Raw genomic sequence first — 25,996 nt, 5'->3', positions numbered from 1 at the left:
ATCAGGCACCCGTGAGCGCAACCGACATCCACGATCCCAACCGTCGCGATTTTCTCTACGTAGCCACCGGCATGGCCGCCGTTGTCGGCGCGGGAGCCGTCGCGTGGCCGTTCATCGACCAGATGCGCCCCGACGCCTCGACGCTGGCGCTGGCCTCGGTGGAGGTCGACGTCGCCTCGCTGCAGCCCGGTTCTTCGCTGATCGTCAAGTGGCGCGGCAAGCCGGTGGTGGTGCGAAACCGCACCGAAAAGGAAATGAAGGACGGCGAGGCCGTCAACCTCGCCGATCTGAAGGACCCGATCGCGCGCAACGCCAACCTGCCCTCCGACGCGCCGGCGACCGATGCCAACCGTACCACGCCCGGCAAGGAAGCCTGGATGGTGATGGTGCAGGTCTGCACCCATCTCGGCTGCATCCCGCTCGGCCAGGAAGGCGATTTCGGCGGCTGGTTCTGCCCGTGCCACGGTTCGCAGTACGACACCGCTGGCCGCATCCGCAAAGGCCCGGCGCCGGAGAACATGGCGATCCCGGTATTCAAGTTCATTTCCGATACCAAGATCCTTATCGGTTGAGGCAGGGGATATTTCGATGAGCGAGGGACACTCGACCTATACGCCCAAGACCGGTATCGAGCGCTGGTTCGACGCCCGCATGCCGCTGCCGCGGCTGGTCTATGACAGCTTCGTCGCCTATCCGGTGCCGCGCAACCTCAACTATATGTGGACCTTTGGCGGCATCCTGTCGATCATGCTGGTCGCGCAGATCCTGACCGGCATCGTGCTGGCGATGCACTACACCTCCGACACCAATCTCGCCTTCGATTCGGTCGAGAAGATCATGCGCGACGTGAATTCGGGATGGCTCTTGCGCTATCTCCATTCCAACGGCGCCTCGTTCTTCTTCGTGGCCGTCTACATCCACATCTTCCGCGGCCTGTTCTACGGCTCCTACAAGGCGCCGCGCGAGCTCCTGTGGATCCTCGGCTGCATCATCTACCTCCTGATGATGGCCACCGGCTTCATGGGCTACGTGCTGCCTTGGGGCCAGATGAGCTTCTGGGGCGCTACCGTCATCACCGGCTTCTTCAGCGCCATTCCGCTGGTCGGGAACTGGATCCAGGAACTGCTGCTCGGCGGCTTCGCCGTCGACAATCCGACGCTGAACCGCTTCTTTGCGCTGCATTACCTGTTGCCGTTCATGATCGCCGGCGTCGTCGTGCTGCACATCTGGGCGCTGCATGTCGTGGGCCAGTCGAACCCGACCGGCATCGAGGTCAAGTCGAAGACCGACACTGTCGCCTTCACGCCCTACGCCACCATCAAGGACGCGTTCGGCATGATCGTGTTCCTGTTCGTCTTCGCCTATTTCGTCTTCTACCTGCCGAACTTTCTCGGCCACCCGGACAACTACACGGTCGCCAACCCGCTGAAGACGCCGGCCCACATCGTTCCGGAATGGTACTTCCTGCCGTTCTACGCGATCCTGCGCGCCATCACCTTCAACATCGGGCCGATCAACTCCAAGCTCGGCGGCGTGCTGTGCATGTTCGGCGCCATCGCCATGCTGTTCCTGGTGCCGTGGCTCGACACCTCCAAGGTGCGCTCGGCGGTCTACCGTCCATGGTACAAGCTGTTCTTCTGGGTGTTCGTGGCCGATGCCGTCCTGCTCGGATGGCTCGGCTCGCAGCCGGCGGAAGGCAGCTATGTGTTCATGGCGCAGATGGCGACGCTGTTCTACTTCGCCTTCTTCCTGGTCATCATGCCGGTGCTCGGCCTGATCGAGACGCCGCGCAGGCTGCCGAACTCGATCACCGAGGCCGTGCTTGAAAAGAAAAAGGGCGGCAGCGGACATCCGGCACGTGCTACCGTCGCGCCGGAAACCACGGGCTGAGAATCTGAGGGGATTTTGGGTATGAAGAAGATTCTCACCTCGCTGGCGCTGCTTGGCCTGGTGGTCGCGGGCACCGCTGCCATCGCCGCCGAAGAGGAACACAACGCGGCCGCTCCGACGCATTTCCCGATCAACGAACCGAAGGAAATGAGCTGGAGCTTCGCCGGTCCGTTCGGCACCTACGACAAGGCGCAGCTGCAGCGCGGCCTGAAGGTCTACAAGGAAGTCTGCTCGGCCTGCCACTCGATGAACCTGGTGGCCTTCCGCACGCTGGAAGGGCTCGGCTATTCGGAAGCGCAGATCAAGACGCTGGCCGCCGAATACACCATCCATGACGGCCCGAACGACGCCGGCGACATGTTCGACCGTCCCGGCAAGCCCTCGGACCACTTCCCGGCGCCGTTCCCGAACGAGCAGGCCGCGGCCTCCGCCAATGGCGGCGCCGCCCCGCCGGACATGTCGCTGCTCGCCAAGGCGCGCGGCGTCGAGCGCGGCTTCCCGCGCTTCATCTTCGACATCTTCACGCAGTACGCGCAGGGCGGCCCGGACTACATCCACTCGCTGCTCACCGGCTACGATCAGACGCCGCCGGCCGGCATGGTGATCCCGGAAGGCACGCACTACAATCCGTACTTCCTGTCCGGCTTGTCGCTGAAGATGCCGAAGCCGCTCTCGGACGGTCAGGTGACCTATGACGACGGCTCGCCGCAGACGGTCGACCAGTATGCCCGCGACGTCTCGGCCTTCCTGATGTTTGCCGCCGAGCCGCATCTGGAGGACCGCAAGAAGACCGGTTTCCGTGTCATGATCTTCCTGCTGCTCTTCGGCGCATTGGTCTATATGACCAAGCGCAGGGTGTGGGCCGACGTGGCGCACTGAGGCGCCTTGCTTCCAGAAAAATGCAAGGGCGCCGAATGGCGCCCTTTTCTTTTCGGCCGCTTGTCGGCAAAACTGTGCGGCAACGGATCAACCGCCCATGAAATCCTCCCTCGAAGACACGCTGCTTGCGGCCATCCGCACCATTCCGGATTATCCCAGGCCCGGCATCCTGTTTCGCGACATCACCACGCTGCTGGGTGACGCGCGCGCCTTTCGCCGCGCCATCGACGAGCTGGTCCATCCCTATGCCGGGCTGAAGATCGACAAGATCGCCGGCATCGAGGCGCGCGGCTTCATCCTGGGCGGCGCGGTGGCGCACCAGCTTTCGGCGGGCTTCGTGCCGATCCGCAAGAAAGGCAAGCTGCCTTATGAGACGGTGCGCGTGGCCTACAGCCTCGAATACGGGCTGGACGAGATGGAGATGCACAAGGACGGCGTCTCGCCGGGCGAGAAGGTGATAATCGTCGACGACCTGATCGCCACCGGCGGCACGGCGGAAGCCGCGGTGAAGCTGCTCAGGCAAATCGGCGCCGACATCGTCGCGGCCTGCTTCGTCATCGACCTGCCGGACCTCGGCGGGCGCAAGAAGCTGGAAGCGCTCGGCGTGCCGGTGAGGACGCTGATCGGGTTCGAGGGGCATTAGGAAATAGTGAGTAGTGAGTAGTGAATAGTGAATAGTGAATAGTGAATAGTGAATAGTGAATAGTGAATAGTGAATAGTGAATAGTGAATAGTGAATAGTCACTACTCACTACTCACTACTCACTACTCACTATCCCACCTTCACCAGCACGGCGCTGTCGAATTCGATCACCTTGTCGCCGGTCGAATCGAAACCTTCCGAACGCAGCGTCAGCAGGTTCCAGCCCGGGCGTCCGGCGAGCGGACGGTGCGCCTGCGCGATGCGCGTGAAAGTCACGGTCTCGCCAGCGTAGACCGGCTTCAGCCATTTCAGGTTACGGAAGCCGGGCGAGGGGCCGAATTCGGGCTGCGGGCCGGGGCCGGTCCAGCGCACGCCCTCGGTCTCCATGCGCTTTTCCAGGTTGTATTTCATCCAGGTGGCGGCAGTGTGCCAGCCCGAGGCGCAGAGCCCGCCAAGCACGCTCTTCTTCGCCGCCTCTTCGTCGACGTGGAAGATCTGCGGATCGTATTTTTTGGCAAACGCCTTGATCTCGTCGGCTTCGAATTTATGCGCGCCGAGCGTGACGGTTTCGCCGATCAGGAAATACTCTTCCAAAGTCATGACAGGTCCCTCGCGGCATCACGCGCGAGGAACATGCCGGTGTTTTCGAGCTCGAAGACGCTTTCGCCGCGCTGGTTGACGAGCTCGCTGCGCATGGTGATCAAGCCGAGCTGCGGCCTCGATTTCGACTGGCGCTTGGAAAGTATGGTGAGCGTGCCGGTGAGCCTGTCGCCGGCCAGCACCGGCTTCTTCCATTTCACATGCTCGATGCCGGGCGAGCCTTGAGAGGTCGAATCGAGCAGGAAAGCGTCGCACAGCATGCGCATGAACATCGCGCAGGTATGCCAGCCCGAAGCCGAAAGCCCGCCGAGGATGCTCGCCTTGCCGGCTTCCTCGTCGAGATGCATCGGCTGCGGGTCGAACTCGCTGGCGAATTCGATGATTTCGGCGGCGCTCACGTCCTTGCTGCCGAGGTCGAGCGAGGCGCCCTCGACGAAGTCCTCATAGGCCCAGGTCTTTCCGGTCATGCTGACAATCCGGTTGACAACGCGTGGTCCCCAAAGTCGGGCCTTCCCGGATGAAGGTCCTAGTCAATTTGGTCAAGTGATTTCTGGTAAGCCAGCCGTCGCCGGCCAACCCCGTCAGAGCCAGCCGCGGCGGCGGAAATACCAGAAGGGCAGGATGGCCGAGACCACCATCAGGGCGATGGCAAAGGGGTAGCCGAACTCCCATTTGAGCTCGGGGATGATGTCGAAGTTCATGCCGTAGATCGAGGCGACCAGCGTCGGCGGCAGGAAGATGACGGCGGCGACCGAGAAGATCTTGATGATGGCGTTCTGCTCGATCGAGATCATGCCGAGCGTGGCATCGAGCAGGAAGGAGATCTTCTGCGACAGGAAAGTCGCGTGGTCGGCGAGCGAGAGCACGTCGCGCGACAGCGTCTTGATGCGGGCGCGCACATCCTTGCTCATCTTGGTCTGGTCAGCGACATGGGCGAGAAAGCCGGCAAGGCGCTGCAGCGAGATCAGGCTGTCGCGGACCGAGGAGGCGATGTCCTCCTTGCGGCCGATGCCTTTCAGGAGCTCCTGGAAATCGCGGTTGCGTTTTGAGGCCTTGGTCGAGCGCGCCTCGAAAATGTCGCGCGAGATTGTTTCGACCTCGCGGCCGGCGCGCTCGAGGATGTCGGCCAGGCGATCGACGATCGCCTCGAGAAGCCCGATCAGGATGGTGTCGCCGCTGGTGCAGCCGGTCGCCACCTTTTCGGCGCGCTGCGGGAAAGTCTTGAAGGCCTTGGGCTCATGGTAGCGGACGGTGATCAGCCTCTTGCCGGCGAGCGCGAAGGTTACCGGCGACATCAAAGGATCGTCCGCCTCGGTCTGCGCCGGCAGCACGGCGGTCATGAAGTAGCCGCCATCCTCGATATAGAGGCGGCTCGAAATCTCGATCTCTTCCATCTCCTCGCGGGTCGGAATGGCAATGCCCAGCCAGCTCTCGATGCGCGCCTCTTCCTCCTTGGTCGGGTTGAAGAGATCGGCCCAGACGACCCTGTCGCCATCGGCCGCAAGATCCTCGGTGAGGCGCAGGCGATCATTGTCGACGACGAAGGTTTTTATCATCGCCGGGTCTCCCTGGAGGTCAGGTGTTGAACTTGAACAGCATGATGTCGCCGTCCTGGACGACATATTCCTTGCCTTCGTCGCGCGCCTTGCCGGCTTCCTTGGCGGCTACTTCGCCGCCCAGCGTGACGAAGTCGTTGTAGGCGATCGTCTGGGCGCGGATGAAGCCGCGTTCGAAGTCGGTGTGGATGACGCCGGCCGCCTGCGGCGCCTTATCGCCCTTGTGGATCGTCCAGGCGCGCGTCTCCTTCGGTCCGACGGTGAAATAGGTGATCAGATGCAGGAGCTCGTAGCCGGCGCGGATCACCTTGTTGAGGCCGGGCTCGTCGAGGCCGATCGAGGCAAGGAACTCCATTTCCTCCTCGTCGGAAAGCTGGGCGACTTCCGCCTCGATCGCCGCCGAGATCACCACCGTGCCGGCGCCTTGCGCGGCCGCCATCTTCTCCACCGCCCTGGTGTGCTCGTTGCCGGTGGCGGCGTCCGCCTCGGAGACGTTGCAGACATAGAGAACGGGATGCGAGGTGAGCAGGTTCAGCCCCTGCAGGATGCGCAGGTCCTCCGCCGCGATGCCGTTGAGCAGGACGCGCGTCGGCTTGCCGGCCTGCAGCAACTCGAGCGCGGCCTCCATCATCGGCAGGACGGCCATGGCTTCCTTGTCCTTGCCGGCGGCGCGCTTGCGGATCTGGGCGATGCGGCGCTCGAGGCTTTCGAGGTCCGCCAGCATCAGCTCGGTCTCGACCGTCTCGGCGTCGGCGACAGGGTCGATGCGGCCTTCGACATGGGTGATGTCGTCATCCTCGAAGCAGCGCAGCACGTGCACGATGGCGTCGACCTCGCGGATGTTGGCGAGGAACTGGTTGCCCAGCCCTTCGCCCTTCGAGGCGCCGCGCACCAGGCCGGCGATGTCGACGAAGGAGATGCGGGTCGGGATGATCTCCTTCGACTTGCCGATCGCCGCGATCTTCTGCAGGCGCGGGTCAGGCACCGCCACCTCGCCGGTGTTCGGCTCGATGGTGCAGAAAGGATAGTTGGCGGCTTGCGCGGCGGCCGTCCTGGTCAGCGCATTGAACAGCGTCGACTTGCCGACGTTGGGCAAGCCAACGATGCCACATTTGAAACCCATGTTCGTCCAGTCCTGTCGGAATTCGATTTTGGTGAGGGCTATGGGCGATAGGGGTGACGAACGTCAAGCCCTTCGAAGACAGCAGCCGGCGTCGCCAGTGCCTGGGCGTGCGGTTTGCAAGCGGCTTGATCGGGGGTTCGTTTAGCGAGAGCGTCGCAATTTGACGCTAGCTTGGGCCGGTCGCATGGACGACAAAGTCTCGAGCAAAGGAAATTCTGACATGGCCGATTTCAATCTGTCCCGTCGTGACAGTCTACGCAACATCGTGGCGCTTGGAGTTGCGGGCGCCGCAGTCGCCGTTGGCGCGACAGCGCTTGCCGCCACTGAAGCCGAAGCCGCCGGCCAGCCGCATATGAGCCGGGCGCTTGCAGCCCTGGAAACGGCGCTCAACCAGCTTCAGGTCGCCATTCCCGACAAGGGCGGTCATCGTCTCAAGGCCATCGCGCTGGTCAGGGATGCGATCGACGAGACGACCAAGGGCATGGCCGTCGGCGCCATGTAGTTCGAGGCGGCGCCGTTCTCCGCGATCGGCGGCTCCTGCCGATCAGATGGGGAGCGGTCCGATGATTTGACGCATGTCGCGCAAAAGTGCGACAACGACATGCATCAAGCAACGACCTAAAGCGCGTCGCGTGAATCCGTTTCGACGCGGCGCGCTTTAGTCTTTTCCGAACAGCTTCTTCAGCATGGCGGCCATCGGGCCGCTTTCGGGAAGTTTTGCCGCCGGCTGCTGCGGGCGCGCCTGGCGGACATGGCTTTGCTGCTTCGGCGGCTTGGGCGGCGGGCGATCGTCATCGCCGGTCGGCACAAGCTTGTCGCGGAGCGCCAGCGTGACGCGGTTCATGAACGAGCTGTCGTCGCCCTTGGCCAGCAGACCGGCGTCGTCGGCGATGGCGTCGAGCAGGACGTCGAGCCATTCGCGATCGGCCTTGGCGAAATCGCCGAGCACATGGCCGTGCACCATCTCCTTGACGCCGGGATGGCCGACGCCGATGCGCACCCGGCGATAGGCGTTGCCGACATGCTGGTCGAGCGAACGAATGCCGTTGTGGCCGCCGGAGCCGCCGCCGACCTTGACCCGGAGCTTGCCGGCGGCAAGGTCGATCTCGTCGTAGAAGACGGTGAGGGCGGCCGGTTCGAGCTTGTAGAAGCGCATCGCTTCGCCGACCGACTGTCCGGACAGATTCATGAAGGTCTGCGGCTTGATCAGCAGCACCTTCTCGCCGCCGAGCGTGCCTTCGCAGATCAGGCCCTGGAATTTTCGCGACCAGGGCGAAAAGGAATGGCGGCGGGCAATCGCGTCCGCCGCCATGAAGCCGACATTGTGCCGGTTGTTTTCGTATTTCGCGCCCGGATTGCCGAGGCCTGCAAAGACAAGCATCGCCGCCTCCGGACTAGAGCATGATGCCGAAAAGTGTGAAGCGGTTTTCGGAAAACATCATGCTCTATTTCTTTGATCTAGAGCCGGATGAAATCATCCGGCCTGGAGAATTACTTCTCTTCGGCCGCCGGAGCCGCCGTCTCTTCCGCAGCCGCCTCGGTGGTCGCTTCCGTCTCCGGCTTCATCGCCGACGAGCCGGCAACGGTCGCGATGGTGAAGTCGCGATCGGAGATGACCGGCTTGACGCCGGCCGGCAGCTTGACCGCCGAGATGTGGATCGAATCGCCGATGTCGGTGCCGGTGAGATCGATGGTGATGAATTCCGGGATCGCATTGGCCGGGCAGTGGAACTCGACTTCGTGACGAACGATGTTGAGCACGCCGCCGCGCTTGATGCCGGGCGACTTGTCCTCATTGATGAAGTGGACAGGCACGTCGACATTGACCTCGGTGTCCTTGCCGATGCGCAGGAAGTCGACATGGACAGGAAAATCCTTGACCGGGTCGAGCTGGAAATCCTTCGGCAGGACCTGGATCTTCTTGCCGTCGACATCGATCGTGGCGATCGTGGTCAGGAACCCGCCGCCGTGGATCTTGTAGAAGAGGTCCTTGTAGTTCAGCGCAATCGCCAGGGGAGGCTGCTTGTCGCCGTAAATCACTGCAGGCACTTTACCGTTGCGACGAACTGCACGGGCGGACCCCTTACCGACCTGTTCGCGCGCTTCGGCCTTGAGCTCGTAAGCATCGTGGCTCATGGCATTTCCTTTCGCGTGTTATGGAGCGCTTGCGGCAAGCACGAGGCCAACCGTAAACGTCGAAAGCCGTCGCGGCCTTGCACGATCTGTCCGATGCGTTTGGCGATCCAAATGCGTCTGGGGATCATGCGAGGCCTGGCCGGCCTTCCTCCGCGTTGCCTCCAAGGGTGTCTACGCGGGTGGCGGCTCTATAGCGGAAGGCGGCGAGAGGCGCAAGCGGTTGGGCTGGAAGGCTTGCGGGGCGGGTTCCAGCACCGAAAGCATAAACCGGAAATCCGGTTTGCGCGAATGTAGGAGCGGGCGGATCGCAGCCGTCCTGCGGCATGTAACCATCCCTAGGGGACCAACTATGAAACTCCTGTTCAGTCGCAATCCCAATCCTCGCCTCGCGGTCGCGACGGCGCGCCATCTCAAGGCGGAGATCGCGTTCGAGTTCGCATCGCCCATGGCGCCGGGGCAGGCCGAACGCCATCGCGTGCTCAACCCCAATCTGACATTGCCCATACTGGTGGGATCGGGATGGAGCCTGTGGGAGGCCGACGCCATCGCCTGCCGGCTTTCGCGCGAGGTTCGCTCGGATTTCTGGCGCGGCGGGGGTGACGAGCCGGATATGATCCGCTGGATCAGCTGGGGCAAGGAACGGTTCGCTTTCGCCTGCGATATGGTGCATTTCGAGCGCGGGACCAAGCAGCGCTATGGGCTCGGTCCTATCGACCAGGCGCTGGTCGAGGAGGGGCTGAGGCAATTCCATGGAGCCGCGGCGATCCTCGAGCCCGAGCTTTCGGGACGCGAGTGGCTGGTCGGCAATTCCATCTCCTATGCCGACTTCCGCATGGCGACGTTCCTGCCTTTCAACGACGTCGCCGGATTGCCGCTCGCCGACTACCCGGCGATCCGGCGCTGGTACGGCCGGCTGGAGGCAATCGACGCCTGGCGCGACCCGTTCCAGGGGCTGGAGGCGCCGCAACTGCCGCCGGTCAAGATAGAGGCGTGACCGGCATCCCTGAGCCCGTCCAAGGCGCCCGGGACGCAAGCTTGTCCGGTCGCGCCCGCTCTCTTTTTCAGCACATCTCAGACGACGTCGACCGCCAGGCCGCCGTTCAGCGCGTCGCGCAACGCCTGGATTTGCCGGTTCAAGGCATCGAGTTCAGCCAGTTTCATGCCTGACCGCTCGATCAGGGTCTCGTTCAGGCAATTGCATTGGACGAGCAAGGCTCGTCCGCCGGGGGTCAGGTCGACCTGTACCTGGCGCTCGTCCGTCTGGCTGCGCTGGCGGGTGACAAGCCCAGCCTGCTCCATTCGCTTCACCAGCGGCGTGATGGTGCTCGATTCGAGGGCGAGTCGATGCGCGATGCTGCCCACCGACATGCCATCCGTCTCTCCCAGCGCATTGAGCACGAGATATTGCGGATAGGTGATCCCCATCTCGTCCAGCATAGGCTTGTAGGTGCGGTTGATCGCCAAGCTGGTGGCGTAGAGCGTGAAGCAGAGCTGATTGTCCAACGGGAGAGGCACGGCGCATTCCTTTTGCCGACTGAGCATCTATTGCATACCACGAAAAATGATATCGCGATAAATAATTTCATGGACAAGGCTCCCGACCTCCGTTACGAGATAGTTATCGCGATATTGTTTATCGTGACATCGATAAAAGGAGATTGAGATGACCTCGCAGACCAAGTCGGGTTCGGGCAGCGGCACGATCACCACCAAGGACGGAACGCAGATCTTCTACAAGGATTGGGGGACTGGCCAGCCTGTCGTCTTCCACCATGGCTGGCCGTTGAGCAGCGACGACTGGGACGCCCAGATGCTGTTCTTCCTGGCACAGGGTTACCGCGTCGTCGCCCATGATCGACGCGGCCATGGCCGTTCGAGCCAGACCGATACCGGCAACGAGATGGACACCTATGCCGCCGACGTGGCCGCGCTCACCGCGCATCTCGGCCTCAAGGACGCCATCCATGTCGGTCATTCGACGGGCGGTGGCGAGGTCGCGCGCTATGTCGCGCAATATGGCGGCGGAGGACGCGTCGCCAAGGCCGTGCTGATCGGTGCGGTGCCGCCGATCATGCTGAAGACGCCGGCCAATCCCGGCGGCCTGCCGATCGAGGTCTTCGACGGTTTCCGCGCTGCGCTGGCGGCCAACCGCGCCCAGTTCTTCCACGACGTGCCGGCCGGCCCGTTCTACGGCTTCAACCGTCCCGGTGCCCAGGTTTCCGAAGGCGTCGTCGACAATTGGTGGCGCCAGGGCATGATGGGTGGCGCCAAGGCGCATTACGACTGCATCAAGGCGTTCTCGGAGACCGACTTCACCGAGGATCTGAAGAAGATCGACGTGCCGGTGCTTGTTATGCATGGAGACGACGACCAGATCGTCCCGATCGCGGACTCCGCGCTGCTTTCGGTCAAGCTGCTCAAGAAGGGCGAGCTCAAGGTCTACAAGGGTTTCCCGCACGGTATGGCAACGACCCATGCGGATGTCATCAACGCCGACCTGCTGGCGTTCTTCAAGGCCTGAGCCTGCTTGCCGGAAACACGAAAGCACCCGCCCTCTGGCGGGTGCTGCAGGGAGGATGAAGCTCGAAATCGTGCCTGCTGCTTTCTGCTAGAGCGGGATGGCGTTTCGTTGAATCGCCGTCTCGATCTAACTCGTTGTTGGAGCATGATCTTTCTCCGAAAACCGGTTCCCACTTTTCGGGATCATGCTCTAGGGCTGTCGTCCCCGACCGGGTTTACCGAGGAGGCGCGCGAATTTGCGCCCCACTCTCGGCCGCAGTTGCGCTCGCCAATCGGGGATGTCGCCCAAGGATATGCTGTCTGCAGCCTTGGCCTTTCGCGCGAGCCAGGTGACATCGACGATTGCGCTGCCGATTGCGAGCAATCGGTTCGTCAGCATCTGCTCGTTGAGGATCGCCCTTGCCTTGCTCTCGAAAAGAGGCAGCGTTTCGTCCGTGAGATCGAACCGGGAGTGCCATCCAGGCCCTTGCCCGGTCCCGGCTCCGGTAAGCCATCCAATCAACAGCTGTCTATAGGGGCGCGAGACCGGTGCGTCTTCCCGGAAGGGCGAAAGGGGATTCCCGCTGAAAATCGGCGCGCCATCGGTCACGCCGACCATCGATCCAAGCGCCTGCAAATGCCTGGGCCGCATCAGGATGAACGAGCTTCGGAGCCAAGCCTGCGAGGGAATTCCAAACATCGACACGGGCTCATTGAAGAAATCGATGTGGCCGAGCACCGCATTCAAGCCCGACAGATGCCGCACGACGTCCTGGTCGATCAGCTTGAGATGGTCCGGCGTGTATTCGGCGAATGCAGACGTAGCGAGATGGACCAGGTCATAGTCATTCACCCGTTTGCCGATGTGGGCAATGCCGCTGTCCCAGGCGGAGAATTCCCAGCTGGAGTTGGAGCCCCCGATCAATTCGACTTCGCGATCAAGGTGAACACTCCGACCTTCCGGCAGGCAATTGTCGATCACAAGCGTGTGGTGCGCCACGTCTGGCATTTGCGCAGCAAACATCGCCTTCAAATCCTGCAGCGCGGTGGGATACCTGGCGGTGCCATGGCGCGCCAGAAGCGTCAGGATTCGCAACTTGGAAGGATCTCGTCCGTTGCCCGACGTCAAATGCTTCCTTCCCCTTCAGACCGAGCTGATGCTCTCACCTTTGCAATCGCCAAGGCCTATCTTGGGCGCACCTGGCATCCATCCACCAACATAATGTCCAGACTGGGCGTCCAATGGTAGTGTCCCGCTTAAATTGGGGGCCAGAGAATGATTGCGACGTTGAGACGGCCACTTCATGCCGGCGGCTTGGCCATCACGTCGATCCGATGAGGTATGTTTCGCTTGGAACGTTTCCGATCCGGCGGCCGGTCCATGGCGGTCAGTTGAGGGCGAATGCCATCCACAGGGTCTTGCGGGATTGCGGATGGGAAACACGCCATGTCGTGGTCACTCCCAACCGCGGCGCCAGGCGGGAAATGGAGGCCGGCGATCTTTTCATCGAGATGCCGCGCAGCTTTCGCAAGAAGATGGCCCGGCGCAAATGGCGTTCCGATGTCGCCGCCGCTGAATTCATCGCAGGCAGCAAGTCCCATCGCCGCGAAATCGCAAGATTTCTCGACGGCTTCAGACCGGATGTCATCGCCCTGGAGCAGTGCTGGCTTTGGCCGGCCTTGCGCGAGTATGTTGAAACGTGCTCGCCCGAGGCACGCTTTTCAATCGTGTACAGTTCGCACAACGTCGAACAGGAAATGCTGGCGCAGGAGGCCATGATCGCCGGCGCGGAAATGGACCGCTGGAGTGCTCAACGCGCGGCGGACATCGAGCCCGATCTTGCCGCAAAGGCAGACCTGATCGTCGCCGTCAGCGAGCAGGATGCAACCTATTTCCGCAAGCTCAATCCAAGCGTGGTGGTCGCCGCCAACGGCATTTGGCCGCGGGAAATGCCTATCGGCCTCGATCGTTGGGCGTCGCGGTTCGCCGGCCTGCGCACGGCGCTGTTCGTCGGCTCGGGCCATCCGCCCAACGCCCGCGGTTTTCTCCAGATGACGGGTCCGGACCTCGGTTTCCTCTCAGCCTCGGAGCGGATCGTGGTGGTCGGCGACGTTGCCGACCAGATACGCAACGATCCCGGATTCCCGCGGTACGGTGGCGCCGACAAAGCACGGATCGAGCTGCTCGGCGTGCAGGACGGCGCGGCCCTCAGCGCGCTGATCGAGCTTGCCGATGTCGTGATGCTTCCGATCCTTGAGGGCGGCGGCACGAACATCAAGACCGCGGAAGCGCTGTACAATCGCAAGCCCGTCGTGGCGACGACTTTCGCGTTGCGCGGCTACGAGCAATTCAAGCATTGGCGGAATGTCCGGCTGGCCGACAGGCCGGATGACTTCCGGGATCTGCTGGTGCAGGCGCTCAGAAGCGAACCGGAGGAGCTGAAATCGGCGGATATCGCGCAGCTCGATACGCTGCTTTGGACTTCGACGCTTCGGCGGCTTTCCGAGCAGTTCGCAGCGCTGCCGAGGCGGCAACGCCAGGCGACGGCGAACCCGGCCAATGGCCGAGGCCGCTTTCTTCGCGGCCTTCTGCGGCGCCTGGGTTTGATCGGAAAGAGCTGATCTCGTGCGCAAGGTCGCCGAGAAAAGAACCTGCGTTTTGGGCAATGCAAGCGCTGCGCCATGAGATGCCGGCGGATCCGGGACCTTCAAGGTCTCAAACCCGGCGGCGATTATAGGCTGAACGGCGGCTTGGTCGCCGATTTCGCCGGCTCAGGCCTTCCGCGCTTCCTTCATGTCGGGCAGAAACACGGTCAGCAGGCCGAGGAAGGGCAGGTACGAGCAGATCTGGTAGACGAAGTCGATGCCCTTCATGTCGGCGACGACGCCGAGCACCGCGGCGGCGATGCCGCCCATGCCGAAGGCGAAGCCGAAGAAGATGCCGGCGATCATGCCGACGCGCCCCGGGACCAGTTCCTGCGCGAAAACGACGATGTTGGAGAAGGCCGACGACAGGATCAGGCCGATCAGCACGGTGAGCACCATCGTCCATTCCAGATTGGCGTATGGCAGCGCCAGCGTGAAGGGCAGCACGCCGACGATGGAGAACCAGATCATCGCCTTCTGTCCATAGCGGTCGCCGAACGGACCGCCGAGCAGGATGCCCAGCGCCGAGGCGCCGAGGAACAGGAACAGCATCACCTGGCTCATCTGCACCGAAACGCCGAACTTATGCATGGCGTAGAAGGTGTAGTAGCTGGAGAGCGAGGCGATATAGGCGTTCTTGGTCAGCACCAGCAGCGTCAGCACGGCCAGCGCCCACATGACCTTTTTGCGCGCGAAGGGCGAGACATGGGCGGCCTGCTTGCGGGTGGCCAGCGAGGCACGCAGACGGCTGTACCAGCCGCCGACCTGCCACAAGACGACGATGCCGATCAGCGAGCCGACGGCGAACCAGGAGATGCTGGTCTGCCCGAACGGCACGACGATGAAGGCGGCGAGCAGCGGGCCCATGGCCTGGCCGAAATTGCCGCCCACCTGGAACAGCGATTGCGCAAGGCCGAAGCGGCCGCCAGATGCAAAGCGGGCGATGCGCGAGGATTCCGGATGGAAGATCGCCGAGCCGATGCCGATCAGCGAGGCGCCGATCAGGAGCAGCCAGTAATGGCCGGCATGGGCGAGCACCACCAGGCCGACCAGCGACGAGGCCATGCCCCAGGGCAAGGAGTAGGGCATCGGCTTCTTGTCGGTGATCATGCCGATCACCGGCTGCAACAGTGAGGCCGTCACCTGGAAGGTGAAGGTCAGAAGGCCAATCTGCCAGAAATCGAGACCGTAATTGTCCTTGAGCAGCGGATAGATCGCCGAAAGCAGCGACTGCATGATGTCGTTGACACAGTGGCAGAAGCTCACCGCAAGAATGACGGTGAAGGCCGTCGCCTGCGCCGAGATGTTGCTTGCCGGCGCCGGTGCGGCGACGGAGGTGGCGGTCGTATCAGTCAAGGCAATGCTCCGTAGTCTTTTGGCGGCGTACCGCAGGCGGCCTTATAGGCCTGTTGCCAAGCGACTTCTTTCGTGGTTTGGTCCAATAGTTTCGCAAGTGGGCCACATCCGATGCCAAATAGCCGGGAGATATTCAGAGGCGACGCCGCCGAGCTCGGCCGGCTGCATGAAAGCCGCTGGCAATGGCTGGAACAGGCCGTCGGGCCGGCGGTCGCGCTGCCGACCGAATATCCGGACGGCTATCGCGTGCCGCAGCACCGCCACAGCCGCAGCCAGCTGCTGCACGCGCTGGTTGGCGTGGTCCTGGTGACGACCAGGCACGGACGCTGGATGGTGCCGCCCGACCATGCGATGTGGATACCGGCCGGCACCGAGCACGCCGTCGAGATGCTCGGCGACGTCTCGATGCGCTCGGTCTATGTGATGCCGGACGCTATTGCCGGCCTGCCGGAAGGCTTGCGCGTCGTCGGCATCACCGAGCTGATGCACAGCCTGATCGTCGAATCGGAGAAGCTGCCCCAGGGCGGCGAGCTTGAAGGGCGCGCCGCGCTCGTCATGGGACTTCTGCTGCACGAGATCCCGAGCCTGCCGGAACGGCCGCTCGGCCTGCCTTTCCCGTCCGATCCGAAGCTCGCGGCGCTTTGCCGGCGCTTCGTGGCAGCCCCTTCGCCGCATGCGACTATCGACGAATGGGCGGATGCCGCGGGCATGAGCCGGCGCTCCTTCACCCGCGCCTTCCATCGCCAGACCGGGCTGTCGCTGTCGACCTGGCGCCAGCAGGCCTGCCTGTTCGCGGCGCTGCCGAGGCTTGCCGACGGCGAGCCCATCACCAGAGTAGCACTCGATCTCGGCTATGACAGCGTGCCGGCCTTCATCACCATGTTCAAGCGCATGCTCGGCGCTTCGCCGCGCGGCTATATGCGCGGCGCGCGCGATGCCGGTGAAAACCCGCGCCGAACAGGCGGTCCGATCGCCGCGTGAAGCAGCGCCCGCGGTATTGAGCCGATTCGCCCGTTCTCAGCACAGGTTCTATTTTTCCAAATACTGATTGCGAATTGCAATCAGTTGTGCTCTTTTTGCTGGAGGCAAAATCGGGAGGAAGCCTAGTGGCGACGATCGTCTATGCCATGCTGACATCGCTGGATGGCTACATCGCCGGGCCGAGCGGAGACATCGACCTGCCGGTTCCCGAGGAAGAATTGCATCGGCATTTCAACGACGAGATGCGACGGACATCGATCGCGCTTTGCGGGCGCGGGATGTATGAAACCATGCGCTTCTGGGACAGCCCGGAGCGCGAGACCGCCGCTGAAGACGTCGAGCGGGATTTTGCCCGCGCCTGGCGAGAGACGCCGAAGGTCGTGTTTTCGACCACGCTTCAGGAGGTTGGGCCGAATGCCCGTCTGGCGAAAGGTGACGCGGAGGCGGTGGTGAGGGCGCTCAAGGCAGACACGGATGGCGAGATTTCCGTCGCTGGCGCCGAGCTTGCCGGGCACCTTGCGCGTGCCGGCCTGATCGACGAGTACCGGCTTTACGTGCATCCGGTCGTGCTGGGCGGCGGCAAGCCGTATTTCCGGTCCGGCCTGTCGCTGGCGTTGAAGCCGCTCGGCACGGAGCGCCTTGCGCAAGGGGTGACGCTGCTGCGCTATGCGCCCGCGGCAACCAGTTCTGATTAATCGAACAGGCTCGACACCGATTCTTCCGTGGCCGTGCGCGAGATCGCTTCGCCCATCAGGTCGGCGATCGAAATGACACGGATGTTCGGCGCATCGAGCACGCCCTGCGTCGGCTGGATGGAATCGGTGATCACCAATTCCTGCAGCTTCGATCCGGTGATGCGGGCAACGGCGCCGCCGGAGAGCACGCCATGGGTGATGTAGGCGGTGACGGAGGTCGCGCCATTGGCGAGCAGAGCGTCGGCCGCGTTGCAAAGCGTGCCGCCGGAATCGACGATGTCGTCGATCAGCAGGCAGTCCTTGCCGGCGACGGCGCCGATGATGTTCATGACTTCCGATTCGCCAGGGCGCTCGCGGCGTTTGTCGACGATGGCGAGCTGCGCGTCGAAACGCTTGGCCAGCGCGCGCGCCCGCACCACGCCGCCGATGTCGGGCGACACGACGACGACGTTGCCGAGCTGCTTGTACTTGGCTTTCACGTCGCGGGCCATCACCGGCACCGAGAACAGATTGTCGGTCGGGATATCGAAGAAACCCTGGATCTGGCCGGCATGCAAATCGAGCGTCAGCACGCGGTCGGCGCCGGCGCGGGTGATCATGTTGGCGACCAGCTTGGCCGAGATCGGCGTGCGGCCGGAGGCGCGGCGGTCCTGCCTTGCATAGCCGAAATAGGGGATGACCGCCGTGATGCGTCGTGCCGAGGAGCGCATAAAGGCGTCCATCATGATGAGCAGTTCCATCAGATGGTCATTGGTCGGATAAGAGGTCGACTGCAGGATGAAGACATCCTCGCCGCGCACGTTTTCCTGGATCTCGACGAAGATTTCCTGGTCGGCGAAGCGCCTGACGCTGGCCTTCCCCAGCGGGATGTTGAGATAGCGAGCGACCGCTTCGGCCAGCACCCGGTTGGAATTGCCCGCGAAAAGCTTCATGCACCGTTCCTGGTGAAGGATGGAGAGGCCGGAGAGACTCTCATAAGCCTTTTATGCGGGCTTTTAGCGGGCCGGGCCGGTATTGCAAGCCTCGTTGTGGGGAATCCTTCCGGCGACCGCAACAAACACGGAAAACATCGCAAGCCGGCAACAGTTTGGCCGGCAACAGTTTGGCCGGCAACAGTTTGGCCGGCAACAGTTCGGTCAACCGGCGCCGCCGCCGAGCCAGGCGGCGAACTGGTCGATCGTCTGGTCGGCGATGGCCTGCATGGTCGCGGGCGCCACCGTGGGCCAGCCCTCGCCGCTGCCGGCCGCAGGCGCCTTCTGCTGGCCATTGATGCGGTGCAGGCGATTGCCGGAGGGGTCGTAGATGTCCCAGACATAGATCACGGTCGTGTCCTTGCCCTCGGACATCGTCGAAAAATAGCCTTTCAGCACATGCGTAGCCGTCTGGTCCGTGCTGCCGACAAGCGTCAGGCCGCGCTGCCGGGCTCGGGTCTGCAGTTCCGCCGTTAGGGGCGCCGCGGCCTCCACCGTGGCGCCGACGATCGGCGCCACCTGCAGCCGCGTCCTGGCGAGGGCGGCGGTCTGAGCCGGCGTTGCGCGTGTCGCGGGCGACGCTGCGGTGGAAGGCGCGGGCGAAGGAGCAGGCGCGGTCGTGGTCGGAGACGTGGCCGTTGTCGATGAGCCCTGCGGGGCAGGCAAAGACTGGGCCGAACTCGCCGTCGGGGTGATGGCCGAAGGTTCCAGCACGTCCTTGGCGTTGGTGCAGGCGCCAAGCGCCAGCGCCGCAAGCAATGACACGGTCGTCACCTGCGATCGTCTCATTGCCTGAAAACTCCCTACTGGCGAACGCCCCCGCGTGAACCAACCATTATGGATTCACTGCACGATCAAGTCGAGATCATGGCGCGACAGCGGCTTCGGCGCCGATTCCGTGGTGAGGTAGGTGCGGCCAAGCGTCATTGCGCTCTCGGTCTCGGAGTCCATGATGATCATATGCGCGAACAGCGTCATATTGGGTGCGATCGGTTCCGTGTTGCCCTGGTAGAACATCGGCATGTCCATCCAGGACGGCGTGAAGCGGGCGCCGACCGAATAGCCGCAGGCATTCAGCCGATGCTTGGTCAGATTGTGCGCTTCGAGCGTGCGGGCATGCGCGTCGAAGACATCGCCGAACGTGTTGCCCGGCGTCATCGCCTTTTCGACCGCGAGCAGGGCGGCACGGGAAGCGTCGAACAATTCCTGGTGACGTTTCGACACCTTGCCGGTCAGCACGGTGCGCATCATGGGAGCATGATAGTGGTGGAAGACGCCGGCCCATTCGAGCGTCAGCTGGTCGTTCTTGGTGAGCTTGCGGCGGCCGGCCTTGTAGCGGCAGAGCAAGGCATCGGCGCCGGAGCCGATGATATACTCGTTGGCGGGATAGTCGCCGCCGCCGGCAAAGACCGCGCCCTGCATGGCGGCAAGGATGAGCCCTTCGTCGCCGCCCTGCTTGATCAGGGGCAGGGCGGCGTCCAGCGCGTCGTCGGAAAGATTGGCGGCCTTTTCCGCCTTGGCGATTTCGGCCGGGCTCTTGAACAGGCGCAGGCGGCCGACGATGCCGGAAGCATCGGCGATCTGACCGAAGGTCTGCAATTGCTCGTCGAGGCGGCGACCGTTGTAGGCGGTCAGGCCATGGGTGTCGTATTCGACGCCGATGCGGGCGCCGAGCAGATCGAGGTCGTTGAGCAGGTTACGCAGGTCGATCGCCGGGTTGGCGCCCTGACGATCGGTCCACAGCACGATGTTTTCGATGGTCGAGGTATGGCGCGCCTGCCTGAGATCGGCCGAACGGGTGAGCAGCACCATCGAACCGTCGGCCTTCACCACCAGGCACTGGAAGAAGCAGAAGCCGAACGTGTCGTAGCCGGTCAGCCAGTACATGCTCTCCTGCGCGAACAACAGCACGGCGTCGAGCTTCTTCTCGGCCATCTCGATCAGCAGCCGGTCGCGCCGCGCGTCGAATTCCGATCGTTCGAAATGCAGCGCCATTACTCTTTCTCCAGGACGATTGCCGAAACCTGGCGCCCGTAATCCGCTTCCTTGCGGTGTGTGGTGCGCCGGTAGGAATAGAAAAGGTCTTCTTCCGCGTAAGTGCAGCGGCCAAGGCCCTCGGCGGTCACGCCGGCCTTGCGCAGCCGGTCGACCGTATATTGGTTGAGGTCGAACATCGAGTGGCCGGCGGTCGTCGATGGCCTGAAATAGCGGGGGTTGTCGGCATCGGCCTCGACGAAGCGGGCGACGAATTCCGGCCCGACCTCGTAATTGTCGGGGCCGATGGAAGGACCGAGCACGGCCACGATGCGCTCGCGGCGGGCGCCGAGGCCTTCCATGGCAAGGATAGTGTTCTCGAGCACGCCGGTGAAGGCGCCTTTCCAGCCCGCATGGGCGGCACCGATGATGCGCGCCTCGGCATCGGCAAACAACACCGGCCCGCAATCGGCGGTCGAGGCGCCGACGGCGATGCCCGGACGGTCGGTGACGATGGCATCGGCCTTCGGGCGAGGGCCCGCGAAGGGTTCCCTGGCCACAATGACATCCGGCGAGTGGACCTGGTGCGCTGTCAACAGGTGGTCGGCCGGCACGCCCATCCAGTCGGCAACGCGTCGCCGGTTCTCGGCGACCAGTGTCTGATCGTCGCTGGAGCCCGTGCCGATGTTGAGCCCCCGATAGATGCCGTCGGAGACGCCGCCGATGCGGGTGAAATAGCCGTGGCGCATGCCTTGCGCCTTTTCAAGCAGCGGCGAGCGTACTGGATCTGGTCTGGTCTGATTCAGCATGGTTGGGTTTGTCGTCCGTGCAAGGCGGTTTCGTCAAGGCGAAGTTCGGACGACAAAGAGGGCCAGGCGGCAGGACGCGCCTGCCGGCTCAAGCAGCTCTCGTCGCCGGCAGGATCTTCATAACCTTGAAAAGCTCGCCCATCGCGTCGGGGCCGGCCAAGCGTTCGACCGCATCGGAGATGGCTTGACGGGCTTGCTCATCAGCGTTCGCACCGAGCGCGCCGGCGCGCTCGATCAAGCCCATGCCAAGCAGGAATTCTCCCTGTGTCGTCATCTCGATACGAAGCCCATGAGGATGGATCGCTGTCGCAAGGGCGGCGAAATCGACATGCGATGTGAGATCGGCCTCGCCGGGGCCGGCCAGCACGTCTTCACGCCGATGCCGGCGCAAGGCCTGCAAGGTGTCGCCGATGCCAGGCTGCAAATGGCCGTAGTCGATAAAGAGGCCCGCGCCGCCCTGGGCAGCGATGCGCGCCGCGATCGCCGACATCAGTGCTACGCGGGCCGGCGCCACTTCGGCGATCGCGCCTTCGGGCGCGTTGGAGGCATCTTCGGGCAACAGCGTGGGGTCGAGCGAGCCCGCGCCGGCAAAGAAGCGCAGCTGGTCATTGTCGTCGAGGCCGACCACGCGCTCGCGCCAGCTTTCGCCGACATGCACGAACTGCCGGATCGGCACTGCGTCGAAGAGTTCGTTACCGACGATGAACAGCGGCTGCCGCGGCAGCGTGTCGATGGTCTGGTACCAGTCCAGCTTTGCGTCCTGGCCGGCAAGCGTCTCTCTTTGGATTTCGACAAGGCGCGGGCTAGTCTCGATGAGGGCAAACGAGACCTTGCCGGTAAGTGCCGGGTCGAGCCGCGACCAGGTGCGCAGCATGTCCTTCATCAAGGTGCCGCGGCCGGGACCGATCTCGGCGAAGGTCGCGGGCAATGGCCGGCCGGCACCTTGCCAGGCCCGGTAGAGCCAGATCGCGACGAGCTCGCCGAACATCTGGCTGATCTCGGGCGCGGTGATGAAGTCGCCGGCGGCGCCGAAGGGCTCGCGCGTGGTGTAGTAGCCCGCGTTGGGATCGAACAGGCAGAGCGCCATATATTCGCTGACCGGGATCGGCCCCGTCGCGCCGATCAGGCCTTTGATGCGCTCCTTCAGCCGGGTCATGCCGTCCGCGGTTGCGCCATCGGCTTTGCGGTGACCATGGCCCAGATACCGGCGAGCACCATCGGCGTGGACAGGATCATGCCCATGGTCAGCCAGTTGGTGCCGAGCAGGTAGCCGAGCTGTTGGTCGGGTTCGCGGAAGAACTCGACGAAGATGCGCGACAGGCCGTAGCCGCAGATGAAGGCACCGCCGACGAAGCGCGGCGTTTTCAGCTTGAGGCGCGAATGGGTGAGGAAGCGCAGCACCAGAAACAGCACCAGGCCTTCGAGCAAGGCCTCGTAGAGCTGGCTAGGGTGGCGAGTGAAGGGCCCGCCATTGGGGAATTCGATCGCCCATGGCACGTCCGAAGGCCGGCCCCAGAGCTCCGAATTGATGAAGTTCGCGACACGGACCAGGCCCAACCCAACCGGCACGCCGGCCGACACCACATCGAACAATGTCCAGGTGTGGATGCGGCGCCTGAGCGAAAACAGCGTCATGGCGAGAATGACGCCGAGAAGGCCGCCATGGAACGACATGCCGCCCTGCCAGACGGCGAAGATGTCGAGCGGATGCGCGATGTAGCGCGGCAGGTCGTAGAAGAGCACGTAGCCGGTGCGTCCGCCGAGCACGACGCCGATCGCCGCCCAGACGATGAAGTCATCGAGGTCCTCGGGCTTCATCGGCAGGCGGCCGTCCGGCCAGAGGCGAGAATTGGTGACGAGGTGCTTGGCGTACCACCAGGCGAACAGGATGCCGACGATATAGCCGACGCCGTACCAGTGCACCGCGAGCGGCCCGATGTTGACGATGACCGGATCGATGTTGGGAAAGGGCAGGGAGGCCAGCGGCAGCAGGAAATATTCGCTCAAACTGGGGTCTCCCGGTTGCGGTCGTCTGTCGGGCGCGGACCATGCGGCAGGGTTTTGGCAGGGTCAAGGCAAGGTGGTGATTGCCTTGATTGTCACAGAGGTGGTCTTAAACCGGTGGCTTGCCGACGACAATTTGCCTTAGAGCGTCGTTGATCCTGTCCTGCCAGCCGGGACCATCTTCCTGGAAGTGGTCCAGCACAGCTCGATCGATCCTGATCGAAACAAGCTCTCTGACGTTTGGCGCGGTGGCGGGCTCGCGAATCGGGGGCGCCGGTTTTTTGACTGGCTTGAAGGCGGCTTCCGCGGCGGCCATCGGATTTGTCGGTCGGCGTGGGGGCGTTGCCATTGGTTGACCCTGGACTGAAGAGCGCTGAAGCAATACGCAACACACTAGGCGATTGGGTGCCCTCAAGTACAGTCTGGGGCGCTTGCGGAGCTTTGCATAAGGCAATTCACCGCCATGCGCCATAGCAACGCACAGGACCCATCAACCCGTAACGTTCTTGCATTCCGCGCCGCTCGCCACTACGTCAAAACGACAAAAGCGAGGATCTGCCATGTCGACCGGACCGAACCGCATTCTCGATGAATTCGCAAAGATCATGACCGACGCTGCGGGTGCCGCGCAGGGCGTGCGGCGCGAAGTGGAGACGGCGTTCCGGGCTCAGGCCGAGCGCATGCTGAACTCCATGGATATCGTGCAGCGCGAAGAGTTCGAGGCCGTTCGCGAGATGGCGGTCAAGGCGAGGGAAGACAACATCCAGTTGGCGACGCGCGTCGAGGCGCTCGAGGCCAAGCTTGCCGAACTGACCGGACAAGCCGCACCTACGGGTGCTGCAAAGCCCCGCGCAAAAAAATAATCGTTAAACTTTTCCACATAGCGCGATCCGAAAAATCGCTTTGCCGTGAATCGCTTACCGGCATTGCATGAATCTCTGTGACAGCCACCTTTCCACATGCGGACGACGCAGTGCGAAAAATTGGGCTGTTCACGCGACTCCCGATCAATAGACTGAATTTGTTGCATGATTCGAAGCAGGGTCATGCGCCGGGCGGTGGGGTCCGGTTGGGTCTTTGCGTTGGGAAGTCCTGACCGTCCGAGTTCTAGACAAGATTGTTCGTCGTGTGTGCCCCGCGGAGCGTGTGGCGCTCCCCTGAACACAGGAAGCATTCATGGAACTCCTCGAACTCGAATTCTCCCGCGAAATCCACCCGGTGGATGTCATCGAGCAGGTGGCCCACAACAACGACTGGTCCTTCGAGCGCGCCGGCGACGACGAGATTTCGATTTCGGTGGCCGGCAGCTGGACCGATTACCATGTCTCCTTTTCCTGGATGGAGGATTTCGAGGCGCTGCATCTGGCCTGCGCCTTCGACATCAAGGTGCCGGAAACGCGCGCGCTGGAAGTGATGCGGCTGTTGTCGCTGATCAACGAACAGATGCTGTTCGGCCACTTCGATCTGTGGGAACAGGAAGGCGCGATCATGTTCCGGCAGTCGCTGCTGCTTGCCGGTGGGGTCGAGCCCTCGAGCCAGCAGGTCGAGGTGCTTCTGTCGTCGGCGTTAGAGGCATGCGAATGCTATTTCCAGGCCTTCCAGTTCGTCGTCTGGTCGGGTACATCGGCCAAGGACGCGCTATCCAGCGTGCTCTTCGAGACCCATGGAAACGCCTGAGCCAGGCCGATATCGCCGATGAGTTCCAGCAGCGAGCGCAAGCCGGAGATCAGCTTTGCCGATTTCGACCGTATCGACATCCGTGCCGGCACGATCGTCGAGGCCGAGCCGTTTCCGGAGGCGCGCAAGCCGGCGATCAAGCTGAAGATCGATTTCGGTCCGGCGATCGGGGTGAAGAAGTCGTCGGCGCAAATCACCAAATACTACGCGCCGGAAACGCTGATCGGCCGCCAGGTCTTCGCGGTGGTCAATTTCCCGCCGCGCCAGATCGGCCCGTTCATGTCGGAGGTGCTGACGCTCGGCTTTCCCGATGAAGAAGGCGCGGTCGTGCTCGGCGCCATCGAACGCAAGGTGCCGGACGGCGGGCGTTTATTCTAGGACGAGCCTGGGGCGACCTGGAGCCAGCTGATCCTGATCGGCGCGTTTGCTTGGCATTCCCAGCGCTTCGTCGACCACGTCGAGGAACATTTCGGCGCAGGCCTGCCAGCTGTAGCGCATCGCGCGCTGGCGTGCTTCGGCGCGATCGACGTGAAGCGCCTTCATCGCCGCCTCGCCCAGATCGTTCGATACGGCCCCCCCGACGCCATCGCCGACAATGTCGATCGGGCCGGTCACTGGATAGGCGGCGACGGGCGTTCCGCTGGCCAGCGCCTCGATGATGACGTTGCCGAAGGTGTCGGTGCGGCTCGGGAAGACGAAGACGTCGGCCGACGCATAGATCTCGGCCAGCTCGTCGTTCGGGCGGTGGCCGAGGAAATTCGCCTTGGGATAGCGCGCCTTGAGCTTTGCCAGCTCCGGTCCTTCGCCGACGATAATCTTGCTGCCGGGCAAATCGAGATCGAGGAAGGCGGTCAGGTTCTTTTCGATCGCGACGCGGCCGACGCACAGGAAAACCGGGCGGGGGAAGCCGGTTTCCTTGCGCCTGTCGGGCCGGAAATGGTCGGTGTCGACGCCGCGTGTCCAGGGCCTCAGCTTGTTGAAGCCACGCGCCGCGAGATCGTCCGCCAGCGATTGCGTCGCGACGAGCGTGCCCTGTCCCGAATTGTGGAAGTCGCGCAGCCAATTGTAGGCCCAGCTCTCCGGCACCGGCAGGCGGGCGCTGAGATATTCGGGAAAGCGTGTGTGGTAGCTGGTGGTGAAGGGGCGGCCAATCCTTCGGCAATGGCGGCGCGCCATGATGCCGAGCGGACCTTCGGTGACGATGTGGATGTGGTCAGCCTTGGCGGCGTCGATCATACGCGCGACATGGCCCGGCGTCGTCAACGCGAGCCGGATGTCGGGATAGGTCGGCATCGGCAAGGTGCGAAAGAGGTTCGGCGTCAGGAAATCGAGCTCGACGTCGAAAGGTTTCAGCGCCTCGGTGAGACGTTCCAGCGTATGCACCACGCCATTGATCTGGGGCCGCCATGCGTCGGTGACCATCAGGATCCGCATGGCGATCCCGATGCGCATGACGGTCCTTTGCCGCGATAGTTCCTGGTCGCGCCGGCGTGGTGCCGGAACGGCAGCCAGGCAGCAGCTCGCGCGTCGCTCCAGCGCACCCGGGCGGGCACGGGA

At 63.2% G+C, this 25,996-nt stretch carries 30 protein-coding genes; 13 read left to right on the top strand and 17 right to left on the bottom strand.

Going from position 1 to position 25,996, the window contains the following annotated elements; all coding sequences use genetic code 11:
* Nucleotides 1-11 precede the first annotated feature (11 nt).
* The 4 genes from petA (at nucleotide 12) to FJ418_RS00790 (ending at nucleotide 3,412) form a co-directional block, all read left to right on the top strand.
* Entirely contained in the window at nucleotides 12-572 is a 561-nt protein-coding gene (gene petA, locus FJ418_RS00805; protein ID WP_112099424.1) for a ubiquinol-cytochrome c reductase iron-sulfur subunit, read from the top strand.
* Between the two features lie 16 nt (nucleotides 573-588).
* Nucleotides 589-1,890, top strand: a complete 1,302-nt coding sequence (locus FJ418_RS00800) for a cytochrome b N-terminal domain-containing protein (protein WP_140645758.1) — start codon at nucleotides 589-591, stop codon at nucleotides 1,888-1,890.
* A gap of 21 nt (nucleotides 1,891-1,911) precedes the next feature.
* On the top strand, nucleotides 1,912-2,769 hold the full coding sequence (locus tag FJ418_RS00795; protein ID WP_140645759.1) for a cytochrome c1: 858 nt from the start codon (nucleotides 1,912-1,914) through the stop codon (nucleotides 2,767-2,769).
* 97 nt (nucleotides 2,770-2,866) lie between these two features.
* Complete coding sequence (locus FJ418_RS00790) at nucleotides 2,867-3,412, top strand: adenine phosphoribosyltransferase (RefSeq protein ID WP_140645760.1); 546 nt, start codon at nucleotides 2,867-2,869, stop codon at nucleotides 3,410-3,412.
* A gap of 129 nt (nucleotides 3,413-3,541) precedes the next feature.
* Here the strand turns inward: FJ418_RS00790 and FJ418_RS00785 are convergent, their stop codons facing one another.
* The 4 genes from FJ418_RS00785 to ychF all read right to left on the bottom strand — a co-directional run bounded on the left by FJ418_RS00785 (nucleotide 3,542) and on the right by ychF (nucleotide 6,691).
* The gene (locus FJ418_RS00785) at nucleotides 3,542-4,012 is read right to left on the bottom strand and encodes a MaoC family dehydratase (RefSeq protein ID WP_140863063.1); all 471 of its coding nucleotides are present in this window, start codon (nucleotides 4,010-4,012) and stop codon (nucleotides 3,542-3,544) included.
* Nucleotides 4,009-4,479: a MaoC family dehydratase gene (locus FJ418_RS00780; RefSeq protein ID WP_140653354.1), complete on the bottom strand. Its 471-nt coding sequence runs from the start codon at nucleotides 4,477-4,479 to the stop codon at nucleotides 4,009-4,011. Before FJ418_RS00780 ends, FJ418_RS00785 begins: the two co-directional genes overlap by 4 nt.
* Nucleotides 4,480-4,593: 114 nt before the next feature.
* Complete coding sequence (gene corA, locus FJ418_RS00775; protein WP_140653356.1) at nucleotides 4,594-5,568, bottom strand: magnesium/cobalt transporter CorA; 975 nt, start codon at nucleotides 5,566-5,568, stop codon at nucleotides 4,594-4,596.
* Nucleotides 5,569-5,587: 19 nt separating this feature from the next.
* Nucleotides 5,588-6,691, bottom strand: coding sequence for a redox-regulated ATPase YchF (gene ychF, locus FJ418_RS00770; protein WP_140653357.1), 1,104 nt, complete (start codon nucleotides 6,689-6,691; stop codon nucleotides 5,588-5,590).
* Nucleotides 6,692-6,911: 220 nt separating this feature from the next.
* On the opposite strand from ychF, the gene FJ418_RS00765 reads away from it, so the two are divergent.
* On the top strand, nucleotides 6,912-7,193 hold the full coding sequence (locus FJ418_RS00765; RefSeq protein WP_140645765.1) for a hypothetical protein: 282 nt from the start codon (nucleotides 6,912-6,914) through the stop codon (nucleotides 7,191-7,193).
* Between the two features lie 156 nt (nucleotides 7,194-7,349).
* Here FJ418_RS00765 and pth read toward each other — a convergent pair whose 3' ends face one another.
* Complete coding sequence (pth, locus tag FJ418_RS00760) at nucleotides 7,350-8,072, bottom strand: aminoacyl-tRNA hydrolase (RefSeq protein WP_140645766.1); 723 nt, start codon at nucleotides 8,070-8,072, stop codon at nucleotides 7,350-7,352.
* A 110-nt stretch (nucleotides 8,073-8,182) separates the two neighbouring features.
* Nucleotides 8,183-8,827, bottom strand: a complete 645-nt coding sequence (locus FJ418_RS00755; protein ID WP_140863059.1) for a 50S ribosomal protein L25/general stress protein Ctc — start codon at nucleotides 8,825-8,827, stop codon at nucleotides 8,183-8,185.
* Between the two features lie 349 nt (nucleotides 8,828-9,176).
* Here FJ418_RS00755 and FJ418_RS00750 point away from each other — a divergent pair, with 349 nt between their 5' ends.
* Entirely contained in the window at nucleotides 9,177-9,821 is a 645-nt protein-coding gene (locus FJ418_RS00750; protein WP_140863057.1) for a glutathione S-transferase family protein, read from the top strand.
* Nucleotides 9,822-9,898: 77 nt separating this feature from the next.
* Here FJ418_RS00750 and FJ418_RS00745 read toward each other — a convergent pair whose 3' ends face one another.
* Nucleotides 9,899-10,342, bottom strand: coding sequence for a MarR family transcriptional regulator (locus FJ418_RS00745; RefSeq protein ID WP_140653362.1), 444 nt, complete (start codon nucleotides 10,340-10,342; stop codon nucleotides 9,899-9,901).
* Between the two features lie 148 nt (nucleotides 10,343-10,490).
* Between FJ418_RS00745 and FJ418_RS00740 the strand changes: the two genes are divergently transcribed.
* Nucleotides 10,491-11,348 (top strand): alpha/beta hydrolase, encoded by an 858-nt coding sequence (locus FJ418_RS00740; RefSeq protein WP_140858688.1) that lies wholly within the window; start codon nucleotides 10,491-10,493, stop codon nucleotides 11,346-11,348.
* A 189-nt stretch (nucleotides 11,349-11,537) separates the two neighbouring features.
* Here FJ418_RS00740 and FJ418_RS00735 read toward each other — a convergent pair whose 3' ends face one another.
* Nucleotides 11,538-12,455: a hypothetical protein gene (locus tag FJ418_RS00735; RefSeq protein ID WP_246682861.1), complete on the bottom strand. Its 918-nt coding sequence runs from the start codon at nucleotides 12,453-12,455 to the stop codon at nucleotides 11,538-11,540.
* A gap of 113 nt (nucleotides 12,456-12,568) precedes the next feature.
* On the opposite strand from FJ418_RS00735, the gene FJ418_RS00730 reads away from it, so the two are divergent.
* Nucleotides 12,569-13,948 carry a glycosyltransferase gene (locus tag FJ418_RS00730; RefSeq protein ID WP_140863055.1) on the top strand — a complete coding sequence of 460 codons (1,380 nt, stop codon included), beginning with the start codon at nucleotides 12,569-12,571 and terminating at the stop codon, nucleotides 13,946-13,948.
* A gap of 150 nt (nucleotides 13,949-14,098) precedes the next feature.
* Here the strand turns inward: FJ418_RS00730 and FJ418_RS00725 are convergent, their stop codons facing one another.
* Nucleotides 14,099-15,328 carry an MFS transporter gene (locus tag FJ418_RS00725; protein ID WP_181166801.1) on the bottom strand — a complete coding sequence of 410 codons (1,230 nt, stop codon included), beginning with the start codon at nucleotides 15,326-15,328 and terminating at the stop codon, nucleotides 14,099-14,101.
* A 111-nt stretch (nucleotides 15,329-15,439) separates the two neighbouring features.
* Here FJ418_RS00725 and FJ418_RS00720 point away from each other — a divergent pair, with 111 nt between their 5' ends.
* Both FJ418_RS00720 and FJ418_RS00715 read left to right on the top strand, forming a co-directional pair.
* Nucleotides 15,440-16,309, top strand: coding sequence for a helix-turn-helix transcriptional regulator (locus FJ418_RS00720; RefSeq protein WP_140647565.1), 870 nt, complete (start codon nucleotides 15,440-15,442; stop codon nucleotides 16,307-16,309).
* A gap of 125 nt (nucleotides 16,310-16,434) precedes the next feature.
* Nucleotides 16,435-17,004 (top strand): dihydrofolate reductase family protein, encoded by a 570-nt coding sequence (locus FJ418_RS00715; RefSeq protein WP_140863051.1) that lies wholly within the window; start codon nucleotides 16,435-16,437, stop codon nucleotides 17,002-17,004.
* Here the strand turns inward: FJ418_RS00715 and FJ418_RS00710 are convergent.
* From FJ418_RS00710 to FJ418_RS00680, 7 genes are all read right to left on the bottom strand, one after another.
* Nucleotides 17,001-17,936 (bottom strand): ribose-phosphate pyrophosphokinase, encoded by a 936-nt coding sequence (locus tag FJ418_RS00710; RefSeq protein WP_140863048.1) that lies wholly within the window; start codon nucleotides 17,934-17,936, stop codon nucleotides 17,001-17,003. The two genes, FJ418_RS00715 and FJ418_RS00710, sit on opposite strands and share 4 nt — an antisense overlap.
* A gap of 204 nt (nucleotides 17,937-18,140) precedes the next feature.
* Nucleotides 18,141-18,764, bottom strand: a complete 624-nt coding sequence (locus FJ418_RS00705) for a hypothetical protein (RefSeq protein WP_140863045.1) — start codon at nucleotides 18,762-18,764, stop codon at nucleotides 18,141-18,143.
* Between the two features lie 54 nt (nucleotides 18,765-18,818).
* A complete protein-coding gene (locus FJ418_RS00700; protein WP_140653371.1) occupies nucleotides 18,819-19,970 on the bottom strand; it encodes a Xaa-Pro peptidase family protein in 1,152 nt (383 codons plus the stop codon).
* Nucleotides 19,970-20,758, bottom strand: a complete 789-nt coding sequence (gene pgeF / locus FJ418_RS00695) for a peptidoglycan editing factor PgeF (protein ID WP_140863043.1) — start codon at nucleotides 20,756-20,758, stop codon at nucleotides 19,970-19,972. The genes FJ418_RS00700 and pgeF overlap by 1 nt, the downstream gene beginning before the upstream one ends.
* Before the next feature lie 88 nt (nucleotides 20,759-20,846).
* The gene (locus FJ418_RS00690; RefSeq protein ID WP_140863040.1) at nucleotides 20,847-21,914 is read right to left on the bottom strand and encodes a class I SAM-dependent methyltransferase; all 1,068 of its coding nucleotides are present in this window, start codon (nucleotides 21,912-21,914) and stop codon (nucleotides 20,847-20,849) included.
* Nucleotides 21,911-22,765, bottom strand: coding sequence for a prolipoprotein diacylglyceryl transferase (gene lgt / locus FJ418_RS00685; RefSeq protein ID WP_140863038.1), 855 nt, complete (start codon nucleotides 22,763-22,765; stop codon nucleotides 21,911-21,913). The genes FJ418_RS00690 and lgt overlap by 4 nt, the downstream gene beginning before the upstream one ends.
* Before the next feature lie 106 nt (nucleotides 22,766-22,871).
* Nucleotides 22,872-23,111, bottom strand: a complete 240-nt coding sequence (locus FJ418_RS00680; protein WP_140647558.1) for a BrnA antitoxin family protein — start codon at nucleotides 23,109-23,111, stop codon at nucleotides 22,872-22,874.
* A gap of 211 nt (nucleotides 23,112-23,322) precedes the next feature.
* Here FJ418_RS00680 and FJ418_RS00675 point away from each other — a divergent pair, with 211 nt between their 5' ends.
* The 3 genes from FJ418_RS00675 to FJ418_RS00665 all read left to right on the top strand — a co-directional run bounded on the left by FJ418_RS00675 (nucleotide 23,323) and on the right by FJ418_RS00665 (nucleotide 24,817).
* Nucleotides 23,323-23,625 (top strand): accessory factor UbiK family protein, encoded by a 303-nt coding sequence (locus FJ418_RS00675; protein ID WP_140647557.1) that lies wholly within the window; start codon nucleotides 23,323-23,325, stop codon nucleotides 23,623-23,625.
* Nucleotides 23,626-23,938: 313 nt separating this feature from the next.
* Entirely contained in the window at nucleotides 23,939-24,439 is a 501-nt protein-coding gene (locus FJ418_RS00670) for a YbjN domain-containing protein (protein ID WP_040989643.1), read from the top strand.
* Between the two features lie 18 nt (nucleotides 24,440-24,457).
* Nucleotides 24,458-24,817 carry a tRNA-binding protein gene (locus tag FJ418_RS00665; protein WP_140703890.1) on the top strand — a complete coding sequence of 120 codons (360 nt, stop codon included), beginning with the start codon at nucleotides 24,458-24,460 and terminating at the stop codon, nucleotides 24,815-24,817.
* Here FJ418_RS00665 and FJ418_RS00660 read toward each other — a convergent pair.
* Nucleotides 24,809-25,873, bottom strand: a complete 1,065-nt coding sequence (locus FJ418_RS00660; protein ID WP_140863434.1) for a glycosyltransferase family 1 protein — start codon at nucleotides 25,871-25,873, stop codon at nucleotides 24,809-24,811. The two genes, FJ418_RS00665 and FJ418_RS00660, sit on opposite strands and share 9 nt — an antisense overlap.
* Nucleotides 25,874-25,996 lie beyond the last annotated feature (123 nt).

Origin of the sequence: Mesorhizobium sp. B2-8-3 (genome assembly GCF_006440815.1) — a bacterium.
Taxonomy (GTDB): domain Bacteria; phylum Pseudomonadota; class Alphaproteobacteria; order Rhizobiales; family Rhizobiaceae; genus Mesorhizobium.
Note: the sequence above shows the minus strand (reverse complement) of the source record. Positions and strands in the feature narration are given on the sequence as shown.

Bases quoted from the DNA above. Each gene is read 5' to 3' on its own strand.
- FJ418_RS00785 (WP_140863063.1), bottom strand. From the start codon at position 4,012: ATGACTTTGGAAGAGTATTTCCTGATCGGCGAAACCGTCACGCTCGGC.
- FJ418_RS00710 (WP_140863048.1), bottom strand. From the start codon at position 17,936: ATGAAGCTTTTCGCGGGCAATTCCAACCGGGTGCTGGCCGAAGCGGTC.
- FJ418_RS00665 (WP_140703890.1), top strand. From the start codon at position 24,458: ATGAGTTCCAGCAGCGAGCGCAAGCCGGAGATCAGCTTTGCCGATTTC.
- ychF (WP_140653357.1), bottom strand. From the start codon at position 6,691: ATGGGTTTCAAATGTGGCATCGTTGGCTTGCCCAACGTCGGCAAGTCG.
- FJ418_RS00700 (WP_140653371.1), bottom strand. From the start codon at position 19,970: ATGGCGCTGCATTTCGAACGATCGGAATTCGACGCGCGGCGCGACCGG.
- FJ418_RS00660 (WP_140863434.1), bottom strand. From the start codon at position 25,873: ATGCGGATCCTGATGGTCACCGACGCATGGCGGCCCCAGATCAATGGC.
- FJ418_RS00790 (WP_140645760.1), top strand. From the start codon at position 2,867: ATGAAATCCTCCCTCGAAGACACGCTGCTTGCGGCCATCCGCACCATT.
- FJ418_RS00670 (WP_040989643.1), top strand. From the start codon at position 23,939: ATGGAACTCCTCGAACTCGAATTCTCCCGCGAAATCCACCCGGTGGAT.
- pgeF (WP_140863043.1), bottom strand. From the start codon at position 20,758: ATGCTGAATCAGACCAGACCAGATCCAGTACGCTCGCCGCTGCTTGAA.
- FJ418_RS00740 (WP_140858688.1), top strand. From the start codon at position 10,491: ATGACCTCGCAGACCAAGTCGGGTTCGGGCAGCGGCACGATCACCACC.
- FJ418_RS00680 (WP_140647558.1), bottom strand. From the start codon at position 23,111: ATGGCAACGCCCCCACGCCGACCGACAAATCCGATGGCCGCCGCGGAA.
- FJ418_RS00730 (WP_140863055.1), top strand. From the start codon at position 12,569: ATGGTAGTGTCCCGCTTAAATTGGGGGCCAGAGAATGATTGCGACGTT.
- FJ418_RS00705 (WP_140863045.1), bottom strand. From the start codon at position 18,764: ATGAGACGATCGCAGGTGACGACCGTGTCATTGCTTGCGGCGCTGGCG.
- FJ418_RS00780 (WP_140653354.1), bottom strand. From the start codon at position 4,479: ATGACCGGAAAGACCTGGGCCTATGAGGACTTCGTCGAGGGCGCCTCG.
- pth (WP_140645766.1), bottom strand. From the start codon at position 8,072: ATGCTTGTCTTTGCAGGCCTCGGCAATCCGGGCGCGAAATACGAAAAC.
- FJ418_RS00795 (WP_140645759.1), top strand. From the start codon at position 1,912: ATGAAGAAGATTCTCACCTCGCTGGCGCTGCTTGGCCTGGTGGTCGCG.
- FJ418_RS00755 (WP_140863059.1), bottom strand. From the start codon at position 8,827: ATGAGCCACGATGCTTACGAGCTCAAGGCCGAAGCGCGCGAACAGGTC.
- FJ418_RS00765 (WP_140645765.1), top strand. From the start codon at position 6,912: ATGGCCGATTTCAATCTGTCCCGTCGTGACAGTCTACGCAACATCGTG.
- FJ418_RS00800 (WP_140645758.1), top strand. From the start codon at position 589: ATGAGCGAGGGACACTCGACCTATACGCCCAAGACCGGTATCGAGCGC.
- FJ418_RS00690 (WP_140863040.1), bottom strand. From the start codon at position 21,914: ATGACCCGGCTGAAGGAGCGCATCAAAGGCCTGATCGGCGCGACGGGG.
- FJ418_RS00720 (WP_140647565.1), top strand. From the start codon at position 15,440: ATGCCAAATAGCCGGGAGATATTCAGAGGCGACGCCGCCGAGCTCGGC.
- FJ418_RS00750 (WP_140863057.1), top strand. From the start codon at position 9,177: ATGAAACTCCTGTTCAGTCGCAATCCCAATCCTCGCCTCGCGGTCGCG.
- FJ418_RS00675 (WP_140647557.1), top strand. From the start codon at position 23,323: ATGTCGACCGGACCGAACCGCATTCTCGATGAATTCGCAAAGATCATG.
- corA (WP_140653356.1), bottom strand. From the start codon at position 5,568: ATGATAAAAACCTTCGTCGTCGACAATGATCGCCTGCGCCTCACCGAG.